The 19,016-nt window shown below is 73.2% G+C and carries 17 protein-coding genes and 1 pseudogene; 5 read left to right on the top strand and 13 right to left on the bottom strand.

Annotated features, from left to right (window positions below; all coding sequences use genetic code 11):
* Window positions 1-27 precede the first annotated feature (27 nt).
* Window positions 28-1,389 carry an MFS transporter gene (locus ABD811_RS15100; RefSeq protein ID WP_344947050.1) on the bottom strand — a complete coding sequence of 454 codons (1,362 nt, stop codon included), beginning with the start codon at window positions 1,387-1,389 and terminating at the stop codon, window positions 28-30.
* 96 nt (window positions 1,390-1,485) lie between these two features.
* On the opposite strand from ABD811_RS15100, the gene ABD811_RS15105 reads away from it, so the two are divergent.
* Window positions 1,486-2,364 (top strand): LysR family transcriptional regulator, encoded by an 879-nt coding sequence (locus tag ABD811_RS15105; protein ID WP_344947053.1) that lies wholly within the window; start codon window positions 1,486-1,488, stop codon window positions 2,362-2,364.
* Window positions 2,365-2,372: 8 nt separating this feature from the next.
* Here the strand turns inward: ABD811_RS15105 and ABD811_RS15110 are convergent, their stop codons facing one another.
* The 5 genes from ABD811_RS15110 to ABD811_RS15130 all read right to left on the bottom strand — a co-directional run bounded on the left by ABD811_RS15110 (window position 2,373) and on the right by ABD811_RS15130 (window position 7,091).
* Window positions 2,373-2,912, bottom strand: a complete 540-nt coding sequence (locus tag ABD811_RS15110; RefSeq protein ID WP_344947056.1) for a DUF6939 family protein — start codon at window positions 2,910-2,912, stop codon at window positions 2,373-2,375.
* Between the two features lie 70 nt (window positions 2,913-2,982).
* A complete protein-coding gene (locus ABD811_RS15115; protein WP_344947059.1) occupies window positions 2,983-3,483 on the bottom strand; it encodes a mycothiol transferase in 501 nt (166 codons plus the stop codon).
* A gap of 23 nt (window positions 3,484-3,506) precedes the next feature.
* Window positions 3,507-4,766, bottom strand: coding sequence for an amidohydrolase (locus tag ABD811_RS15120; RefSeq protein ID WP_344947061.1), 1,260 nt, complete (start codon window positions 4,764-4,766; stop codon window positions 3,507-3,509).
* Complete coding sequence (locus ABD811_RS15125; protein WP_344947064.1) at window positions 4,763-5,476, bottom strand: trimeric intracellular cation channel family protein; 714 nt, start codon at window positions 5,474-5,476, stop codon at window positions 4,763-4,765. The genes ABD811_RS15120 and ABD811_RS15125 overlap by 4 nt, the downstream gene beginning before the upstream one ends.
* 442 nt (window positions 5,477-5,918) lie before the next feature.
* Window positions 5,919-7,091, bottom strand: coding sequence for a phosphatidylinositol-specific phospholipase C1-like protein (locus tag ABD811_RS15130; protein ID WP_344947067.1), 1,173 nt, complete (start codon window positions 7,089-7,091; stop codon window positions 5,919-5,921).
* 404 nt (window positions 7,092-7,495) lie between these two features.
* Between ABD811_RS15130 and ABD811_RS15135 the strand changes: the two genes are divergently transcribed.
* Window positions 7,496-8,224, top strand: coding sequence for a TNT domain-containing protein (locus ABD811_RS15135; protein ID WP_344947070.1), 729 nt, complete (start codon window positions 7,496-7,498; stop codon window positions 8,222-8,224).
* Window positions 8,225-8,351: 127 nt separating this feature from the next.
* Here ABD811_RS15135 and ABD811_RS15140 read toward each other — a convergent pair whose 3' ends face one another.
* From ABD811_RS15140 to ABD811_RS15145, 3 genes and pseudogenes are all read right to left on the bottom strand, one after another.
* Window positions 8,352-9,203, bottom strand: a complete 852-nt coding sequence (locus ABD811_RS15140) for a CU044_5270 family protein (RefSeq protein ID WP_344947073.1) — start codon at window positions 9,201-9,203, stop codon at window positions 8,352-8,354.
* A 13-nt stretch (window positions 9,204-9,216) separates the two neighbouring features.
* Window positions 9,217-9,615 (bottom strand): annotated as a pseudogene (locus ABD811_RS43995) (SigE family RNA polymerase sigma factor); the annotation flags it as partial.
* 15 nt (window positions 9,616-9,630) lie between these two features.
* A complete protein-coding gene (locus ABD811_RS15145) occupies window positions 9,631-10,821 on the bottom strand; it encodes a ricin-type beta-trefoil lectin domain protein (protein WP_344947076.1) in 1,191 nt (396 codons plus the stop codon).
* Window positions 10,822-11,285: 464 nt separating this feature from the next.
* Between ABD811_RS15145 and ABD811_RS15150 the strand changes: the two genes are divergently transcribed.
* Window positions 11,286-12,815: an alpha/beta hydrolase domain-containing protein gene (locus ABD811_RS15150; RefSeq protein ID WP_344947079.1), complete on the top strand. Its 1,530-nt coding sequence runs from the start codon at window positions 11,286-11,288 to the stop codon at window positions 12,813-12,815.
* A gap of 460 nt (window positions 12,816-13,275) precedes the next feature.
* On the opposite strand, the gene ABD811_RS15155 is transcribed toward ABD811_RS15150, so the two are convergent.
* The 3 genes from ABD811_RS15155 to ABD811_RS15165 all read right to left on the bottom strand — a co-directional run bounded on the left by ABD811_RS15155 (window position 13,276) and on the right by ABD811_RS15165 (window position 15,418).
* Window positions 13,276-13,644: a VOC family protein gene (locus ABD811_RS15155; RefSeq protein ID WP_344947082.1), complete on the bottom strand. Its 369-nt coding sequence runs from the start codon at window positions 13,642-13,644 to the stop codon at window positions 13,276-13,278.
* A gap of 81 nt (window positions 13,645-13,725) precedes the next feature.
* Window positions 13,726-14,433: a helix-turn-helix transcriptional regulator gene (locus ABD811_RS15160; RefSeq protein WP_344947085.1), complete on the bottom strand. Its 708-nt coding sequence runs from the start codon at window positions 14,431-14,433 to the stop codon at window positions 13,726-13,728.
* Window positions 14,434-14,461: 28 nt separating this feature from the next.
* Window positions 14,462-15,418: an alpha/beta fold hydrolase gene (locus ABD811_RS15165; protein ID WP_344947087.1), complete on the bottom strand. Its 957-nt coding sequence runs from the start codon at window positions 15,416-15,418 to the stop codon at window positions 14,462-14,464.
* 188 nt (window positions 15,419-15,606) lie between these two features.
* Between ABD811_RS15165 and ABD811_RS15170 the strand changes: the two genes are divergently transcribed.
* Window positions 15,607-16,395 carry a 3-hydroxybutyrate dehydrogenase gene (locus ABD811_RS15170; protein ID WP_344947090.1) on the top strand — a complete coding sequence of 263 codons (789 nt, stop codon included), beginning with the start codon at window positions 15,607-15,609 and terminating at the stop codon, window positions 16,393-16,395.
* On the top strand, window positions 16,380-18,356 hold the full coding sequence (locus tag ABD811_RS15175) for a helix-turn-helix domain-containing protein (RefSeq protein ID WP_425549409.1): 1,977 nt from the start codon (window positions 16,380-16,382) through the stop codon (window positions 18,354-18,356). The genes ABD811_RS15170 and ABD811_RS15175 overlap by 16 nt, the downstream gene beginning before the upstream one ends.
* Here ABD811_RS15175 and ABD811_RS15180 read toward each other — a convergent pair.
* Window positions 18,342-18,974 (bottom strand): TetR/AcrR family transcriptional regulator C-terminal domain-containing protein, encoded by a 633-nt coding sequence (locus ABD811_RS15180; protein ID WP_344947096.1) that lies wholly within the window; start codon window positions 18,972-18,974, stop codon window positions 18,342-18,344. The genes ABD811_RS15175 and ABD811_RS15180 overlap by 15 nt on opposite strands.
* Window positions 18,975-19,016 lie beyond the last annotated feature (42 nt).

Below are 19,016 nucleotides of genomic sequence, written 5' to 3' on the forward strand. Positions count from 1 at the left end.
TGATCCCGCCCCGCCCGCCGCGTCCGGTCACCGCGCGGCGCCGCGGCCGAACGCCACCGCGGCGGCGGCGCACACGGCGGCCGCCAGCAGCAGCGCCCACGTCGTTTCCGCGTCCGGCCCCACGCAGGCGCCCATGGCGGCGACGCCGAGCGTGGCGCCCATCTGCCGGACGGCGTTCAGCAGCCCCCCGGCGGCCCCGGCCGTGCCCTGCGGCGCGGCGGCGATCACGGCGGACACCAGAGCGGGCAGGACGAACGACACGCCGAATCCGGCCAGCAGCAGCCCGGATGCCAGCCAGGGGTATCCCGCCCCGGCCCGGGCCGCCCAGCCCAGCACGGCACAGCCCGCCGCCAGCGACGTCAGCCCCGCCAGGATCGGGGGGCGGGGGCCGACGCGCGCCACGATCCGGCCGGCCACCGGCGGGACCAGCGCGAACGGCAGGGTGAGCGGCAGGAACGCCAGGCCGCTGGCGGCCGCGCCGAGGTGCCGGTCCTGCTGGAACAGCAGCGGCAGGACGAACAGGTTCCCGTTGAGCGCGAAGTTCACCGCCGCGCCCGCCAACAGCCCCGCGCGCACGCCGCGGCCGCGCAGGAGCGGCCGGTGCAGCACCGGCGCCGCACTGCGCCGTTCCAGTACCGCGAACACGGCCGCCGCCGGCACCGCGGCCGCCGCCGACCCGGCCGCGTGCGCCCAGGAGCGCGCGCCCGCCGCGATGAGCGCGTCGGTCAGCAGGGCCGGCACCGCGCACGCCGCGAGCTGCGCCGTCCAGTCGATCCGCCGGTCGCCGCGCGGGCAGCGGACCGCCCGTCCCGCGGTCAGCGCGAGCACCAGCAGCGCCAGGGGCACGTTGATCAGGAAGATGGCGCGCCAGCCCGCCAGATCGACCAGGACGCCTCCGGCGACCGGTCCGGCGGCGACCGCGGCGCCGCTGACGGCCGCCCAGCTCGCCACGGCGCGGGCGCGCCCGGCGGGGTCCGGATACAGCCGCGCGATCAGCGACATCGAGGCGGGCACGCACGCCGCCGCCGCGACGCCGAGCACGGCGCGCAGCCCGACCAAGGCCGGCAGCGTCGGGGCGAACGCCGACAGCAGCGAGGCGCCCCCGAAGACGGCGACGCCGGCGCGGAACACCCGGTGCGCCCCGTACCGGTCGGCGACGGCCCCGGCCGACAGCAGCAGCGCGCCGAACGTCACCGTGTACCCGGTGGTGGCCCACTGCAGCCCGGCGATCGAGGTGTGCAGCGAGGCGGCCAGGTCGGGCTCGGCGACCGACAGCACGGTCATGTCCAGGAGCACCATGAAGTAGCCGAGCGAGATCCCCAGCAGCACGAACGGCCGCCTGGGCCACACCGCCGGCTCCCGCTCGGTCGGAAGGTGAACAGTGGTCATGGCGCCACTGTCGGGCCGGCGCCGGGGAACCTCCACCGGCCCGCCCGCACGCCGCGTTCGGAATTTCCGAACGCGCGCCGCGGGTTGGTCGAGGGCATGGAGCTGCGCCAGTTGCGGACGTTCGAGGCCGTCGTGCGGCACCGGACGGTGACCGACGCCGCCAACGCCCTGGGCATGGCGCCGTCCAGTGTCTCCGAGCAGATCCGCACCCTGGAGAGGTCGCTGGGAGTGGCGCTGTTCGAACGCACGCCCAAGGGCATGCGGCTGACCGGGCCGGGCGAACGCCTGCTGGGCTGGGCCCGCCGCCTGCTGGACCAGGCCGAGCAGGCGCGCCGCGAGGTGACCGGCGCCTCCCAGCGGCTCCGGCTCGGCGCCCTGGAGACCATCGCCGCCACGCACGTGCCGCGCGTGCTGGCCAGGCTCGCGGAACGCCGCCCCGGCCTGCGCGTGGACGTGCACCCCGGTGCGAGCCGCGACGACCTGCTCGCCGACGTGACCGCCGGACGCCTGGACGCGGCGCTGCTGCTGGACACCGGCGCCGCCCTGGGCGACCTCGGCTTCCCGTCCCCGCCCGAGCCGCTGGCGTTCCTGGACGTCGACGCCGTTCCGCTCGCCCTGGTCGCGGCCCCCGGCCACCGGCTGCGCGGGGCCTCGCGCGTCGTGCCCGACGACCTGACCGGCGAACGCCTGCTGGTGAACGTGCCGGCCTGCTCGTTCTGGATGGCCGCCGACAGGATCATCGGGCCCGGCCCCGAACGCGTCCGGGTCGGCGGCGTCCCGATCATGCGCGCCTGGGCCGAACAGGGCCTCGGCGTCGCCCTGCTGCCGGAGTTCGCGGTGTCGGCCGCGCTGGCGTCCGGCACGCTCGCCCGGCTGCCCCTGGACGCCCCCGACCTGAGCCTGCGCCTCGTCTGGCACAGCGCCCGCGAAACCGTCCCCGCCGTCCGCGACCTTCTCTACGCCGCCGGCCTCTGAAAGACGCGCTACGAGCCCGGCCAGCGCCCCTCGACGTGACGGCGGACGAGACCGGCGTGTGACAGCGGGCTGGACAGGTCACTCACGTCGTCGTTGGTGCCGTAGTCGAGCAGGACGACATCGCCCTCGGATCCGAGGCGGCCCAGTTCGGCGACCAGATCGGCGACGCGGCGCTCCAGGACCCACCGGTAGGCCGGAAGGTATATCTCCCGGCGGGCCCGCTCGTACGGCAGCAGCACCGTCCCTTCGAGGCCCCGGCGGTGGCCGAGGACGGGCCCGTGCCGGCGAACCGTCCGCTTGAGCCCCCGCATCGAGGTGACGTGCAGCTTGGCGGGGTCGACGTCCTCGTCCGCGAAGACCTTGAGGGCCTGCCAGATCCCCTCGACCGACTGGGCGGTCACCCCCGGAGTGAACGGCACGGGAATGCCGCCGTGCGGGTAGAAGGGGCTCAGCCGCACCCACGGCTCGTCGGCGCGAGAGGTGACGTCCACGATCCGCGCGCCCGGATACACCGCCTCGATCGAAGCCCTGGCCCGGCGCCTGCTCACGACATGTATGGTCATCCGCTGCCCCCTCCGCCGGACAGCGTGCCCTACGGCACCGACATTTTCGGCGGCGCTAGAGCAGCCCCCGGACGAAGGCGGCCTGTCCGGCGTGCTGGAGGTCGTCGGAGATGACGCTGACCAGCCGCACGGCCAGCGTGACGGGCGGGTCCCAGGAACGGTCCACGACAAGCGGCAGGTCGTCGTCGGTGAGCGTCTCGACGTAGGAGATCGTCTGCTGGTACACGGCGTCGTGGTACCCGGTGAGCAGTTCCCCCGACTCGACCTGGACGGCCGCGACCTGGTCACTGCTGTGCCCGTAGCCCGTGTCGGCGGCGTCGAAGGGCAGGCCGAACCTTGCGGCCCAGCCCTTGGACGTCCACACCTGCGGGAGGCCCGCGACGTCGGCGATGTGGTTGTCCTGGATCCGGGTGAGATGCCACACCAGCCAGGCGATCGAATTGGCGTTCTCGCCGGCCCGGTAGGCCAGCTGCTGAGGTGAGAGCCCGTCGACGGCCTGGTGGACCACCTCGCGGATCCGGCCGAACGCGTCGGTGAGCAGCTGTGCACTGGTCATTGTCCCGACGCTAGCGCGCGCGGTCAGCGCACTGAAGCACCGAGCCATTCGAGTGCGGCGACGGCGAGGGCTGTGACGCCGGTGTCCAGTGTGGGCTGGATGACCGGCGCGAACGTGGAGGAATGGTTGACGGGCACGTCCTGCTGGACGCTGCCTCGTGCGGCCGCCTGCGCGTACGCGCTGGGGTCGATGCCTCCGATGCCCCAGTAGGCGAACGGGGTGCCGAGGGCATCGGGGATCTCGCTGAAGTCCTCGCTGGCCGTCTGCAGGTCGATGGTGTGGAAGTCGTCGCCGAAACGGTCGGCGAAGGCGCGGGCGAGGCGGCGGGTCACCGCGTCGTCGTTGACGGTCGGGGGGAAGCCGGCGAGGTGCTCGATCCGCGGTTCGCGCGGCGCGTTCGAGGCCGTCGCCTCACCCTTGACGCAGCGTTCGATGGCGTCCAGGACGTGTTCGCGCGTGGCGTCGTCGTAGGTGCGGACGTTGATGAGCAGCACGGCGCTGTCCGGGATGACGTTGGGGCTCGCCCCGGCCTGGACGCTGCCCACGGTCACCACGGCCGGGGTGGTGGCCGCCAGTTCCCGGGAGACGACGGTCTGGAGCCTCAGCACGCAGACGGCGGCCATGACGACGGGGTCGACGGTGGCCTGCGGCATGGACCCGTGCCCGCCCCGCCCGTACAGCGTGATGCGCAGGTTGTCGGCGGCCGAGAGGAACGGGCCGGGGCGGACGCCGACGTATCCGGCGGGGTACGGCAGGACGTGCTGCGCGAACGCCACGTCCGGCCGGGGGATCATGTCGGTGAGGCCGTCGTCGACCATCGCCCCGGCGCCGGCGGCGTTCTCCTCGGAGGGCTGGAAGAGCGGGATCAGCGTGCCGTGCCAGGTGTCCTTCGCCCGCGCCATCAGCCGGGCGAAGCCCAGCAGGCAGGCGACGTGGACGTCGTGGCCGCAGGCGTGCATGACGGGACGCCGGTGGCCGTCGTCATCGGTGACGGTCACGGCGGAGGCGTAGGGAAGGCCGGTCTCTTCCTTGACAGGGAGCGCGTCCATGTCGGCCCGCAGCAGGACGGTGGGCCCGTCACCGTTGCCGAGGACGCCGACGACGCCGGTGCCGCCGACGCCGTCCGTCACCTCGTAGCCCCACTCGCGCAGGCGCTCGGCCACCCGGGCGGACGTCCGGTGCTCCGCCAGCCCGAGCTCGGGGTGAGCGTGGAGGTCCTTGTAGAAGTCCTCCAACTGCGGGCGGATGTCGTCCAGCCCGGGCAGAACGGCGTCGGCGGTCATGGGTCCTTCCCCTCTCGTCGGCCTCGGCCTCGCCGGGGCCTGACCCGAACGGTCCGCAGCGCGGTGCCGGGTTCCAGCGGCAGGCCGCCGGGCAGGCGCCAGCCCCGGCGGTGGGCGACCATCCGGAAGGCCAGGCCGAGCACGATTCCGGCGATCATCCCGAGCGTGGGGGAATCCAGGTAGGAGAACAGGACGAACACGCCGGCGACCGCCACGGCCACCGACGCGTACAGCGCGTTTCCGCCGAACACGGCGGGCACGCGGCCTCTCAGCAGGTCACGCACCGCGCTTCCGCCGACCGCGGTGATCGTCCCGAGCAGCACCGCGGGCAGCCACCCGAGCCCGGCCGCCAGGGTCTTCTGCGCGCCGGCCACGGCCCAGAACGAGATGACGGCCGCGTCCAGCGGGGTGAAGAGCCGGTTCCACTGGTCCTCGCGGAGATTGACCAGGAAGGCGACGAAGGCTCCCGCGAACGCGGTCGGCAGGTAGGCCGGGTCCGTCAGGGCGACGGGCGTGCCGTGCTGCAGGAGGGTGTCGCGGATGATGCCGCCGCCGAGCCCGGAGATCGTGCCGATCACGAGGTAGCCGAACAGGTCGAAACGTTCGGCGCGTGCCACGACCCCGCCGAGCAGCCCGCAGGCGAACACTCCGGCCAGGTCCAGGCAGCGGGTGATCATGTTGACGGTGTCCGCCGACGGCCATCCGCTCACCCGGCCTCCACAGGGTCCGCGGATGAGGCGGCCGGACGATCGGCCGCCGACCGTTCACGGGCCGGCGGCGGCCGGCGTGCCGTCCAGGGCACGCGCCCCGCCGCCGTCACGACCGCCTCTGCCCGGCGCGACCCCGCGGCGCCTGACCGCCGCCGCGGCCGGCGGACGCTGGAAGAAGGTCGTCGATCATCCATGGCCTGTCCGGGCCCCGCCCGCCTCCGTTCCGGCGCGTCCGGCTGAGCGGCCCTGAGCACCCACAGGTGGTATTCCACGGACGGCGGGGGCGCCCGGTGCCCTTGCCCCTTCTCAGACGAGCCGGGCGCCCTCTGCCGCCACCATGGGCGATACCCGTCATGTCGTGAGAATACGCAGCTCAAACCCATATTCACGTGGTCCGGGCGCACTCGGCCGACGACGGTGTGGGGCGGCACGCCGTTGCGCGTCAAGGGGAGGTGACGGTGCAGCCGTCGGAGGTGAGGACGGGGTTGCAGCGGGCGGCGGCGAAGCCGGGGAGGGCGGCGTAGTAGCCGGTGCCGAAGCGGTCGGCGATGCCGGGGACCGGATAGTCCGTGCTGACCCACTGGGCGCCGCTGGCGAGCGCCGCGTCGCGGACGGAGGTGTCGCCGCTGCGGGCCTGGGCGGTGTCGGCGTCGGCGCGGGTCCGCACGATGTAGCCGCTGCGGACGAGCGACCTGATCTCCTCCGCCGATCCCACCGCGTCGTTGCGCTTGACGAACGCCGCGTCGGGCCGCCCCGGCTCGGAACTGGTGAACAGGATCCGGCCCTCCAGGCCGGGGTTGCCCTCGACGTAGCGGTCGCGGTACGAGCCGGCGTTGTCCATGAGGAACATGACCTTGCCCCGGACCGCGTCCAGCGAAGGCCAGCCGTTGCGCAGGACGGACTGTTCGAGGGTGAGGCCGTCATCGCGGACGTCGTCCGGAGTGATCAGGTCGTCCGCCGAGAAGACCGAGCGGATCTCCTCCTCCAGGCCGAGCATGCGCGCTCGCGTCCACCGGTACGGCGGGAGCGGGAAGGAGTCGGGCAGCGACAGTTCGAGGGTGTCCTTGAACTCCACCAGGATCGCGATCGGGACGTGCGACGGGTTGGCCCGCGACCAGTCGCGCACCGCGGTCAGGCATTCGACGAAGGACACGCACGTGCTGTGATAGTCGATGTCGCGAATGTGCAGGACCTTGGTGCCCTTTTCGCGCATGCGCGGGTCGTACTCCAGGGACTGGCCGGTCAGCGGCCGGATCAGCGGCCGGGCGAAACGTCCGCCGTCGGGGTCCGCCCAGATGTCGAGTTCGATCTGCCGCACGTTCTGCCCGGCGAACTGCCGACCGAGCGGAACGTGCGTGTACTGGAGCCCGTTGGCCTGCGTCCCGGCGAAGGCGGAGATCAGCGCGAACTCCCTGGCGTTGGGCTCGGCGTGGTAGCTGTTGTGCGTTCCGATGCTCTGGATCCGGTTGAGGGTGAGCTCCTCCGCCCGGCCGGCCGACGCCGGGGTCACGGGGAGCACGGCGGTGAGCGCGGCGGCGGTGGCGAGGGCGGCGGCCCGGCGGGCGAGGCGGCGGACCGCCGGGCGGAGGCGATGCGGGGGGCGGAGATCATCCATGAACGTGAGAAGAACTCACATCTGATCGCCCGTCAAGAGGCGGCCGGAGATGGCCGCCCGCCCTTCACCTCCAGGACGACAAGGGCCGCCGACCCCCGACTCTGGGGCGCCGGTTCGACGTCGGCCGACGCGGGCGATCGGCCGACCAGTTGGGAAAGTCTGCTCCATTAATCCCTCCGCGCCACCATTCTGCCACCTTCACCGCTATTTCCTTTTTATCGGTCTCCGCCCGGGCTTTTGCTTTATCGTGACATCGACCGGCGCGCGAGTTGCTCCGCTTGTGCAGGCTGTTCGGTTAATTTCTTCCCCGGAAGTCGAGCGCGCGTGACCACGCGTTCCGGAGTTCCGTTCCATCGGCGGCCTCCAGAATTCAGACCGAACTCGACAACGCACAAGGGGAATTCATGCGTGATTTCCGACGACGTGTCGCGCTGGCCATGGCGGTGGGCTCCGCCGCCGCGCTGGTGCCGGTCGCGGCACCGGTCCGGGCGGACACCGCCGACCGCACCTCGCCCCGCACGGCGGTGGCCGCCCAGGTCTCGACCCGCGACCATCGCGACGACCAGGTGTGCGGCCCGCCCTACATCGACGACGACCGGCGGCTCGGGCCGAAGTACCTGCCGAAGACCGGTCCCCTCGGACGCATCCTGGAGGGCTACGAGCGCTATGGCGGGCTGTCGCCCAACCGGTTCCTCTACCGGTACTGGGACGAGACCGCCCAGCCGATGGGCTGGAGGTATCCGCCCGACGACGGATTCGCGCACGACGGCGACGTCATCAACGGCCGTCCGGCCAAGAGGCGGGTGACCCTCCGCGCCGGCCAGTACCTCGACCGTTTCGGCTCCGAGCGCGGCGCCTTCCTCGCCCGCGCCGGCGCGAGCTTCAGCGGGCGCGCCCTGCCGCCGGACAGCCTCAACACCAACCCCGCCGACCCGGAGCACGTCTGCAACTACCACGTCTACCGCGTGGTCAAGGCGTTCGACGTGGAGGCGGGACCCGCCGCCCCCGCCTTCCAGCAGCCCGGCAAGGACGTGCAGTACCACCTCGTCGGCTCCTACGTCCCCGGAGCGCCCAAGGCGCTGAGCGTCGGGTGGCTGGTGGACACCGGCAGGTATCTGCGGCGCGTCAACTGATCGGGTGCCGGGACGCCTCGACGGCCACCGAGGCGTCCCGGACGGTGCGGGACCGGCGGCATCGTGGTGACCGCGCCGCCCAGCGGCAGGGCTTCGCCCGGCGAAGCCCTGCTCGCACGCACGGGGGCTACCGCTGGCCGGGACGGTCGACGAGCTTGGTGACGACGCGTGTGAGGTCGTTCATGATCGTGCCCTTGGGCACGTTGTAGCGGGGGTCGGCGCGGCCGTCGAGCGCCGACCTGGGAACGTTGCGGCCGGTGTTGACGGTCCGCCGCGCCACCATCTGGTAGGTCACGGGGTCCATCAGGAACTGCTCGCCGAACCCCCGGGACAACGCGATGGCGGGACGGCCCGCGCCGTCCCTGACGCCGGTGTCGATCTGCACGCCGGGAATGGTCGCCAGCACGCGGTACAGGGCGGCCTGGGTCGCCGGGGGCATGGTCACCGGGGCGTCCCACAGCATCTGCGCGGCGTTGCCGAACGCCTGGCCGTCCCGGTCGGGGACCATCCAATCGCGGGCGGGCATGGCGTCGACCTCCTTGTAGATGATCGAGCGCAGCTTCCGGGGGTCGGCCGGCAGCGACACCAGGCGGTCGTGCTCGGCCCTGGCGCGCTTGGCCCCGATGCCCGTGTGACGGTAGATCACCAGCTTGCCGCGCAGGAGACTGGCGTCCTGGGTGCCGTCAAGCTTGATCCAGTCCTCGGAGAAGTGCGGCTTGGGCCCGTGTTCGGCGGCGGCCCCGGTCTCGACCGCCTTGGTGTACCACCACTGGTCGGGGCGGGGCCTGACCGCCGGGCGCGACTCCGCGGCCTGCGCGGCCCGGCCCAGCACCTGTTGCGCGCTCACCAGCCGCACGGCGGGCGGCCGTGTCACCGTCGTCCCGGGCCGGTCGCCGCCGGTGCCGAGCACCACCACGCCACCGGTGGCGGCGGCGACGGCGGTGACCGCCGAGACGGCGATGCCGGCGCGGTGGCGCATCCCTGCCCAGCGCGCGCATGCTCCGGTTGCGCACCGCCCCGCTGCTCAGCCCCAGCTCGGACGCCACGTCCTCCACGCTCAGGTCCTCCCAGTAGCGCAGGACGAGCACGGCGCGGTCCTTGGCCGGTAGCCGGGCCAGCCCGTTCAGCAGCGTCACCCGCAACGCCTGGTCGTGGTCGGCGGCGGCCGCCTCGGGCAGCCGCCGCCACGGCGTCTCCTTGCTGCTGTGCTTGCGGACGTGCGACAGATAGGCGCGCGTCAGCACGGTGCGCGCGTAGGCGGCGGGGTTGTCGGCGCGCTGCACGCGCCGCCACGAGGTGTACAGCCTTCCCAGCGTCGTCTGCACCAGGTCCTCGGCCAGGTGCCGGTCCCCGCACAACAGCCAGGCCGTTCTGAACAGCGAGGGGCCGCGCGCGGCGGCGAACGATCACTCACCGGCCGGGTAGCGGACGCGCGGAGCCTGCCACTGCCAGCTGGTTTCCGGTTCGGCGGTGTGCGGGCAGGGTGTCAGGCGGAGGCGAGGGGTCTTGCGCGCGGCGTCGTCCTGCCACAGGCAGCGGCGCATGGAGGAGATGGTTCCCGAGCGGGTCTGCCAGATTTGCTGCGGTGCTCCGGAAGCGCACCGGGTCGCGGTGACGTCGTCCGTTCCGGCGTCGAGGCAGAGAGTGCGGTACGGGCCCGATGCAATGTGGCCGGTGGGCAGGAATGTCCACTGCTGGCTAGACGTGCCGTCGCAGGGCAGGGTGCGCACCCGGCCGGTGGCGTGGTCGACGTCCAGACAGAGTTCGGAGTGCTCCCTGTCGGTGGCGCGGTCGCCGATGTGGGACACGATCTCTCCGGCGTTCGGCGGCCGGTGTGCCGTGGGGTACTGCCGGGCGACCCAGTTGGAGTAGTCCTCGGGCAGCGTGGACGGTTCGGGAGGGTCGAGGCAGCGGGTCGTGCCGCAGAGTTCGTACTTGTGGTAAAGCCTGGCGAACCGGGTCTTGTCCGTCGTGTCGCCGCCGGTGAGGTTGGGCGTGTACTTGGACATGGTGTAGCCGAGGTAGGTCCGCACCGGCAGCGCTCGGCGATAGGCGACCTTCCGGAAGTAGCGGGCGGTGACGCCATGGTCGCTGTGGTCGACGCCGCCGGTGCGCCAGCCGTCGTAGCCGAACCTGGTGTTGTCCGGGTCCAGGGTGAGGATCCGCCCGATGTTCCAGCGCACGACGAGTTGATCGAGGGTGGCCAGCAGTTCCGCCTCGTTGTAGGCGCGGCCTCCGTTCAGGGGGCCGATCTGGGACACGGCTCCGGTGAACAGCCCGAGCAGGCTCGGGTGACGGTCTCCTGCGGGACGCCCGTCGGGCAGTTCCATGAACGTCAGCCGCACCTCACGCCGGAGCAGCCGGTACGAGCGAAGGGTGCGGTCGCCGACCTGGACGGGCCGCGGTGACCAGTGGTTCCGGGCTCCCGCCATCGCCGCGTACGCCTCACGGACTCCGTTCTCACGGTTGGCGACGAAGTCGGCACCGCGCTCACCGTCCCCCGCGGTCAGGTACACGGTGCTGACGGGGCAGCCCGCCCGGATCAGGTCGCGGATCGCGGGGTTGAGGCTGAGCAGGTCGTCATCCTGATGCGCCACGCCCACCAGGGTGTGCGGGCAGGACGGCCGCGCCCCCGCCGCCCCGGCGACGGGCTGCGCACTCGCACCGCACGCCCCCGACGCGATGAGGCCAAGCAGGAACACGGCGGCGAGCCTTCGCGCCCTGCGGCCTGGCTCCCGGCCACGCGGACTGCCGGGAGCGCCTGTGACGGGAGTCGCGCTTCGGCCCATGGGGGTTCTCCTCGGTCGGTCGTCCTGTCGCGGCTCTCACCCGTGGCCGGCCGTGTTGCCTCCAGAAGGCTGGGCCACACCTCACCCTGATGCGTGCTGTCCGAATCCAGAACATCACTCTATGTAACATGACGTGGCTCGGCGGCATTGCTGCGCAGGCCGAGGGGCGTCATGGCGCCGGCCTGGCGGGCGCCGGTGATTTCGCCGATTCCGGGCCGGTGCCCGCAAATCACACTGTGCTTCCCCCGTCATCCGCTCAGGGAGGTAACCCCGTGCGCACACCTGTCCGGTTCCCGTGGCGGCGAGCCGCTGCGGCGGCGCTGGGGGCGGTGCTGGCCGCCGCCCTCCTCCTCGGCGTCCCGCCCACCGTCCCGGCCGCCCGGGCCGCGGCCGCCAACCCGACGATCACCGTCCCGCCCGCCGGCGACCACGGATTCCCGTTCCTGGCCGCGGCGGAGGACCTCGGCTCGTTCGGATACACCGAGAGCGAGTACTTCATCGCGGGCACCGCCACGTCCTACGCCAAGTCCGGCATCTGGACATCCGACGGCCGGTGGGCCGTCCGCACGTCCGGCCGGGCCGCCTACAAGACCCGGCTGCTCGTCCGGCGGCCCACCGACCCGGCCAGGTTCAACGGCACCGTCGTGGTGGAGTGGCTCAACGTCAGCGGCCAGCTCGAACTCTCCCCCGACTACTGGTTCACCCGGGACGAGCTGCTGCGCAAGGGCTACGCGTGGGTCGGCGTCTCGGCGCAGTCGGTCGGCGTCAACGGCGGCCTCGGCCAGATCCGCGGTCTCAAGGGCTGGGACCCGGCGCGGTACGGCGGCCTCGTCCACCCCGGCGACGCCTACTCCTACGACATCTTCTCCCAGGCCGGGCAGGCGCTGCGCACGCCGGACGGACCCGACCCGCTCGGCGGGCTGCGGATCAGGACACTGCTCGCCGACGGCGAGTCGCAGTCGGCCGGTTTCATGACGACCTACGTCAACGCCGTGCAGCCGGTGTCCCGCGTCTACGACGGCTTCATGATCCACAGCAACAGCGCGGTCGCCTCGCCGATCAGCGGCAGCCTGGCCGACGTGCTGTGGATGCCGAACCCGTCCCGCATTCGCACCGACCGGCCGGAGCCGACGTTCGTCGTGCTGACCGAGACCGACATCCCCGGGGCGTCCGACGCCCGGCAGCCGGACACCGACCGGATCGTGCGCTGGGAGCTGGCGGGAACCGCGCACGGCGACCAGTGGGCCTACGACCTCGGTGATCCGACGTTGAGGAAGTCCGCCGGCTCCGCCGCGCCGCAGCCGGACTGCGCCTCCGGTTCGGCGCCGTTCAACGACGGCCCCGGCCACTACTCGATGAACGCCGCGCTGCGGCATCTGGCGAGCTGGGCCCAGGGCGGTGCGCGTCCGCCGAGCGGCCCGGCGCTGAACACCGACCTGCGCGACCCGAGCACCGGCCTGGCCACCGGCGGCATCCGGCTACCGGACGTCACGGTCCCGACCCGCACGCTCACCGGCATGCGGGACACCAGCGGCAGCGGCATCTTCTGCGGCCTCTACGGCGCCCGGGATCCGTGGAACGGCGACGCCGACCCGTGGGACCGCCATGACGACGGCGACCCGTCCGACCCCTACTTCCCGCCCACCGCCGAGCCCGTGCTCACCAGGCTGTACCCGACGCACGACGACTACGTGACCAAGGTCCGGGCGGCCACGCAGGCATCGGTGAACGCCGGACACCTCCTGCCGGAGGACGCCACGACGATCGTCACCGCCGCGCAGAACTCCGACATCGGCGGCTGACCCAACCCACACCCGGCCCTGCCCTAGGACCGTCCCCCCAGGGCAGGGCCGCGGCCCCTCGGAGCCCCCTCGCCCCACCGATCCACACAGCTTCACGCCTCCCCGGACAGCCGCACCGTGCTGGCCACCTCTAGGTTTGATCGGCATCTGCGCGTGCCTGAGAGGAGCCGGCCCCCATGGCGTCCGTCCGTTGCTGCCGCACGCGCGCGCCGCCGAGATCCGCATCCGGATGGAACGCGGCGCGGTGGAGATGAAGCAGGCGATCGAGGCCGCGGCAGGCGGCTGAACCACCCGTCGGACGCTCTGATCGCCTGCGGGTACGGACGATTCCGGCGCACGCGGTCGTCGTCCACGTCGCGGCCGGGGAAACTGAGGTGCTCGTGGGTGGGTGCGCCCCGGCGATTACCGCGAAGGGTGTCCGCGCGGCGGCCGGGGGACCGGCCGCCCGGGAAACGGCGGGTCAGGGGGCGGGTGGCGGGGTGAAGACGCCGAAGTGGTTGCCGGACGGGTCGAGGAGGTGGGCGAACACCAGGCCCTTGGGCGTGGTGGTCGGCTGGACGAGGATCTTGCCGCCGAGCCGTTCGGTGCGGGCGCACACGGCGGCCACGTCCTCGACCAGGACCAGGAAGGTGGCGGAGTTCTGCTCGGCGCTGGGCACGTGCGCGATGCCGCCGCTGGGCGCCTCGGCGCCCGGGTAGCTGATCAGGTCGTAGCCGGTGCCGGGGTCGAACGTCCAGCCGAACAGGTCGCCGTAGAAGTCCCGGGCGGCCTTGGGGTCGTCGGTGCCGACCTGGAACCAGGTGACGGTGTTGAACGCGGGTGCGGCCATGGTTGCCTCCACGGTGATCGCCGGTTTCGGTGTACGCGTGTCACTTTCTCCGGCGTCCGCGACAACCCCCTGTCGGTGTTTTCAGACCAGTTCCAGAGATCGGGCGATCATGTCGGCGGGGCGGTCGCATTCGAGTTCTTCGAAGGTCCGCGCGGGGGCGGTCTCGTCGAGGAGGGTGGCGCGGCGGATCCGGTCGATGCGGAAGACGCGGCCCTCCCCGCGCAGGCGGCACCAGCCGAGGAAGTACCAGGAGTGGTGGCCGGCGGTGAACGCGACGGGTTCGACGTCGCGTTCGCTGGTGGTTCCGGAGCCGTTGACGTACAGCAGGCGCACCACGCGGCGGGCGGCCACGGCCTCCTCCAGGACGGCGGGCACGGACGCGGGCCCGTCCGACGCGATCGGGACCAGGAACCGGATGCGGTCGGCCAGGTCGCGGGCCGAGGCGCCGTCGGGTGCCGGCATCGCCGAGAGGATCTTGTGCAGGGCGGTGCGGGCGGCGCGCGAGTACGGCGATCCCGCCGCCCGGCTGAGCGTGATCGCCACCGCGACGGCCTCGGCTGGGGTGAAGTTGAGGGGCGGCAGGGTGCGGCTCTTGTCGAGGGTGTAGCCGCCGGCCCGGCCGACGTCGGCGTAGATGGGGACCCCGGCCTGCTGCAGCGCCGCGATGTCGCGTTCGACGGTGCGGACGCTGACCTCGAAGCGGGCGGCCAGCTCACGGGCGCTCAGCCGGCGCGGCGCGCACGCCCGCAGCTCCTCGACCATGGCGTAGAGACGGTCGGTGCGGTTCACGCCCCGACCGTACGCTCCGCCACCGACACTACAGCGCGCCGAGGAACTCGATCATGGCCTGGTTGACCTCGTCGGGCCGTTCCTGCTGGGTCCAGTGGCCGCAGCCGGGCAGCCAGACGGTGTCGCGCAGCCCGGGGACGAACGCGTTCATGCCGGCGACGATGTCGCGGGCGCCCGGGGCGGCGACGACGAGGTCACGGTCCCCGGCGATGTACAGGGCCGGGGGCGTGATTGGGGCGCGGTGCCAGGCGGCGGTGAGCTCCCAGTTGCGGTCCAGGTTGCGGTACCAGTTGAGGGGGCCGGTGAAGCCCGCGTCCTCGTACTCGCGGACGAAGGCGGCGATGTCGTCCTCGGTGAGCCAGCCGGGCAGCTCGGCGGGTTCGGGGCAGAAGTCGAGGAAGCCGCCGCCGTCGGGGACGATCGGCGCCAGGGCGGGGCCGTCGCCGGACGCGGCGTACAGCAGCCGCCGGAACGTGGCGGCGCGGTCGCGGTCGAACTCGGCCTCGGGCACGTCGGGCTGCTGGAAGTAGACCATGTAGAAGCCCTCGCCCAGTTGCTCGCGCATCGCGGCCACGGGGGGACGCGAGGAGCGGGGCCGGTGCGGCACGGACATGCCGACGACGCCGCGTACCCGGTCGGGGCGCAGCTGCGCGGTGGCCCAGGCGACGGGGGCACCCCAGTCGTGCCCGACGACGACGGCCTGCTCCTCGCCGAGCGCGTCGATCAGCCCGACGGCGTCGCCGACCAGGTGGAGGATGGTGTAGTCGTCCACGCGGGACGGCCCGCCGGTGCGGGCGTAGCCGCGCTGGTCGGGGGCGACCGCGTGGTACCCGGCCTCGGCGAGGGCGACGAGCTGGTGCCGCCAGGAGTACCAGCATTCGGGGAAGCCGTGCAGCAGCAGGACCAGGGGGCCGGTGCCCGCCTCGGCGACGTGCATCCGCAGGCCGCTGGTGGACTGGACGTGGCGATGGGTGATCTCGGTCATGGGACCCCTCACGTTCGTCGGCACAGCCGACCGTAGCCGCCGCGCCCGAACGTCACATGGCCGGCCCCCGAACGGCGTGGTGCCGTCCCGGACGGGACGCGACGCAGTGGGGCGTCCACATGGTTCGCCGTAGGATTGTGTTCGCCGTCCCCATAGGAGCGGGGCGGCGGCGTCCGTAGGTTTCCGGCATGACGAGCGTGCACCCGCAGACCGCAGCCGTGGCGAATCTGGACCTGACCGGCCGGCGCGCCCTGGTGACGGGCGGCGCGGGCGGTATCGGGCTGGCCTGCGCCGAACGGCTCGCGGCGGCCGGCGCGCAGGTGATGATCGTGGACCTGCGCGGGGACGAGGCGCGGGCGGCGGCCGAGCGGCTCGGCGGGACGGCCCGCGTCGCCGACCTGGCCGACCCGGCGCAGCTGGACGCGCTGGCCCGCGACTGCGAGGCCGACATCATCGTCAACAACGCGGGGATCCAGCACGTGGCGCCGCTGGAGGAGTTCCCGCCCGAGATGTTCTCCGCCATCATGCGGATCATGGTGGAGGCGCCGTTCCGGCTGGTGCGGGCGGCGCTGCCGGGCATGTACGCGCGCGGCTGGGGACGGGTGGTCAACATCTCGTCCGTGCACGGGTTGCGCGCGTCCCCCTACAAGGGGGCGTACGTGGCGGCCAAGCACGCGCTGGAGGGGCTGTCCAAAGTGATCGCGCTGGAGGGCGCGCCGCACGGGGTGACGTCCAACTGCGTGTGCCCGGCGTACGTGCGCACTCCCCTGGTGGAGGGGCAGATCGCCGACCAGGCCCGGGTGCACGGGATGTCGCCGGATGCGGTGACGGCCGAGGTGCTGCTGGCACGGACCGCGATCAAGCGGCTGATCGAGCCGGAGGAGGTGGCCGCGGCGGTGGCGTACCTGTGCGCCCCGGAGGCCGCGATGATCACCGGGGCGTCGATCACGCTGGACGGCGGATGGACCGCCCACTGACCGAGCGGCCCGCCGCGGATGGACCGGCAACGGGTGCGGCGCCCACAATGTCCCGCATGACCTGCGCCGTCTTCCTGGAGTTGCTGGCCCGCGAGGCGTCCCCGGTGGAGTTCGAGGGGCCGCTGGTGGAGGCCCGCGCGGCGGGCGCCGGGCCGGAGGTGCTGGCGGAACTGGAGGCGGCCAAGCTGGCGGCGCTGCGGGTGCGGGCGGTGATGCGGCGGCACGCGCGGCGTGAGGCGCAGCTGCAGGCGCTGTTCGACACGGCGGGCGACCTGGCGGGACTGCGCGACCTGGACGCGGTGCTGGAGGCGATCGTGCGCCGCGCCCGCCGGCTGCTGTCGGCGGACACCGCGTACATGACGCTGAACGACGACGAACGCGGCGACACCTACATGCGGGTGACCGACGGGTCGGTGTCGGCGGCGTTCCGGCGGCTGCGGCTGCCGATGGGCGCGGGCCTGGGCGGGCTGGTCGCGCAGACCGCGATGCCGTACACCAGCGCCGGTTACCTGGGCGATCCGCGGTTCCGCCACCGCGACTTCATCGACTCGGCGGTGGCCGAGGAGGGCCTCGTCGCGATCCTGGGCGTGCCGATGCGGCTGGGCGGCCGCGTGATCGGCGTGCTGTTCGCGGCCAACCGCAGGGAGCGTCCGTTCGACCAGGAGGACGTGGCGCTGCTCGGGTCACTGGCGGCGCACGCGGCGGTGGCCATCGACAACGCGCGGCTGCTGGAGGAGACCCGCACCGCGCTGGAGGAGCTGAGCGCGGCCAACGAGGAGGTGCGCGCGCGCAGCACCGCGGTGGAGCGGGCCGCGCAGGCGCACGACCGCATGACCGCCCTGGTGGTGCGGGGCGGCGGCGTGGAGGACGTCGCCGCCGTCGTGACGGAAGTGCTGGGCGGGACACTGCACGTGCTGGACGCGGAGGGACGCCGCCTGGCCACGGCGGGCGACCACGCCGACGTCCTCACCGACGAGGAACTGCACGGGGTGACGGCCTCGGCGCGCAACATCCGCGCGCAGGGCCGCACGGTACGGCGGGGCGACCTGTGGATCGCGTCGGTGTCCACCGGTGACGAGGTGTTGGGCACGCTGGTGCTGCGCGTACCGGACGAGGTGCCCGACGACGGGCGCCGCATCCTGGAACGGGCCGCGCTGGTGACCGCGCTGCTGCTGCTGTTCCGCCGCAGTGTGGCCGAGGCGGAGGGCCGTGTACGGGGGGACCTCCTGGACGACCTGGTGTCAGGCCGGGAGTTCGACGCCGACGCCCTCAAGGCTCGCGCCAGGCGGGTGGGTGTCGACGTGGAGGCGCCTCACGTGGTGCTGTCGGCCCGGTACGAGTCGCCCGACCACCGCTCACGCGCGGCGTTCTGGGCCGCGTCCCACGCGACGGTGGAACACGGCTTGGCGGCGTCCAGGGGCGGGGAGGTCGTGCTGATGCTGCCGGGCGACGACCCCGGGGCGGCGGCACGGCGCGTGGCCAAGGAGATGGGCGCCTCCCTCAACGCACCGGTCACCGTGGGCGCGGCCGGGCCCGTGCACGGGCCGGGCCAGGTGGCGGCCGCCTCCCGCGAGGCGGGACGCTGCGCCGAGGCCCTGCTCGCGTTGGGCCGCCACGGGGAGGGCGCGGGCGCCGCGGACCTCGGCTTCGTCGGCCTGCTCATCGGCGACGACCGTGACGTGGACGGCTTCCTGACCGCGGGGCTGGGCCCGGTGCTCGACTACGACGCCCGCAGGGGCACCGCGCTCGTCCACACCCTGGAGACCTACTTCGGCAGCGGCTGCAACCTGTCGAAGACGGCCGAGCGCCTGCACATCCACGTCAACACCGTCACCCAGCGTCTCGACCGCGTCGGCCGCCTGCTGGGCGACGACTGGCAGTCCCCCGACCGCGCCCTGGAGATCCAGCTCGCCCTGCGCCTCCACCGCCTCCGCGCCGGCTCAGCCTCACACGGCGTGTGAGTGAAGCGGGTCCAGCAGGAGGGAGAGACCGAACTCGAAGCGTTCGTCGAACCGCCGGTCCATGTGCCCGAGGACCTCGTGCAGCGCGGGGTAGGCCGTGGCGGAGACGGCCTGGGCGAGACGGTCCACCAGGGCGTCCTCCGCGCCCTGTTCCTCCTGGACGAGCCCGAGGGCGAGGTAGATGATCGTCCAGGCGGTCCACGCGACGTCGCGGTGCGCCGCCCCGCTGTCCAGGAGGGCGGCGACGAGCGCCTCGGCGAAGCGCAGGGTGCCGGGCTCGGGGACATAGGTGCCCGCGACCACCAGGGCGCCGTCGCGGTGCGCGAGCAGGGCCCGGCGGTAGCGGCGGGCCAGTTCGGTGACGCGCTCGTCCCACGGGCCGGGCAGGTCGTCCAGTGAGATCTCGCCGACGATGGCGTCGGCCATCAGTTCCCGCAGCCGCGCCTTGCTCTTGACGTGCCACAGCACGGTGTTCATCCGCACGCCGAGGCGGTCGGCGATGGCCCTGGTGGAGACGCCCTCCCAGCCGGTGTCGTCCAGCACTTCCAGCGCGGCGCGGACCACGGCGCCGGCCGTCAGCCGCGTCCCGGACGGTCTCCCCGCTTGCTTCTTGGTCACTGACCTAGTTTACTGCGAAGCAGAAATTGGTCACCGACCAAG

The sequence above is a fragment of the Actinomadura miaoliensis genome (assembly GCF_039536785.1).
Taxonomy (GTDB): domain Bacteria; phylum Actinomycetota; class Actinomycetes; order Streptosporangiales; family Streptosporangiaceae; genus Spirillospora; species Spirillospora miaoliensis.

What these genes read in the sequence shown, in the direction of transcription:
- ABD811_RS15100 (WP_344947050.1), bottom strand. Translation starts at nt 1,389, where the DNA reads ATGACCACTGTTCACCTTCCGACCGAGCGGGAGCCGGCGGTGTGGCCC.
- ABD811_RS15105 (WP_344947053.1), top strand. Translation starts at nt 1,486, where the DNA reads ATGGAGCTGCGCCAGTTGCGGACGTTCGAGGCCGTCGTGCGGCACCGG.
- ABD811_RS15115 (WP_344947059.1), bottom strand. Translation starts at nt 3,483, where the DNA reads ATGACCAGTGCACAGCTGCTCACCGACGCGTTCGGCCGGATCCGCGAG.
- ABD811_RS15120 (WP_344947061.1), bottom strand. Translation starts at nt 4,766, where the DNA reads ATGACCGCCGACGCCGTTCTGCCCGGGCTGGACGACATCCGCCCGCAG.
- ABD811_RS15130 (WP_344947067.1), bottom strand. Translation starts at nt 7,091, where the DNA reads ATGGATGATCTCCGCCCCCCGCATCGCCTCCGCCCGGCGGTCCGCCGC.
- ABD811_RS15135 (WP_344947070.1), top strand. Translation starts at nt 7,496, where the DNA reads ATGCGTGATTTCCGACGACGTGTCGCGCTGGCCATGGCGGTGGGCTCC.
- ABD811_RS15140 (WP_344947073.1), bottom strand. Translation starts at nt 9,203, where the DNA reads ATGCGCCACCGCGCCGGCATCGCCGTCTCGGCGGTCACCGCCGTCGCC.
- ABD811_RS15155 (WP_344947082.1), bottom strand. Translation starts at nt 13,644, where the DNA reads ATGGCCGCACCCGCGTTCAACACCGTCACCTGGTTCCAGGTCGGCACC.
- ABD811_RS15165 (WP_344947087.1), bottom strand. Translation starts at nt 15,418, where the DNA reads ATGACCGAGATCACCCATCGCCACGTCCAGTCCACCAGCGGCCTGCGG.
- ABD811_RS15170 (WP_344947090.1), top strand. Translation starts at nt 15,607, where the DNA reads ATGACGAGCGTGCACCCGCAGACCGCAGCCGTGGCGAATCTGGACCTG.
- ABD811_RS15175 (WP_425549409.1), top strand. Translation starts at nt 16,380, where the DNA reads ATGGACCGCCCACTGACCGAGCGGCCCGCCGCGGATGGACCGGCAACG.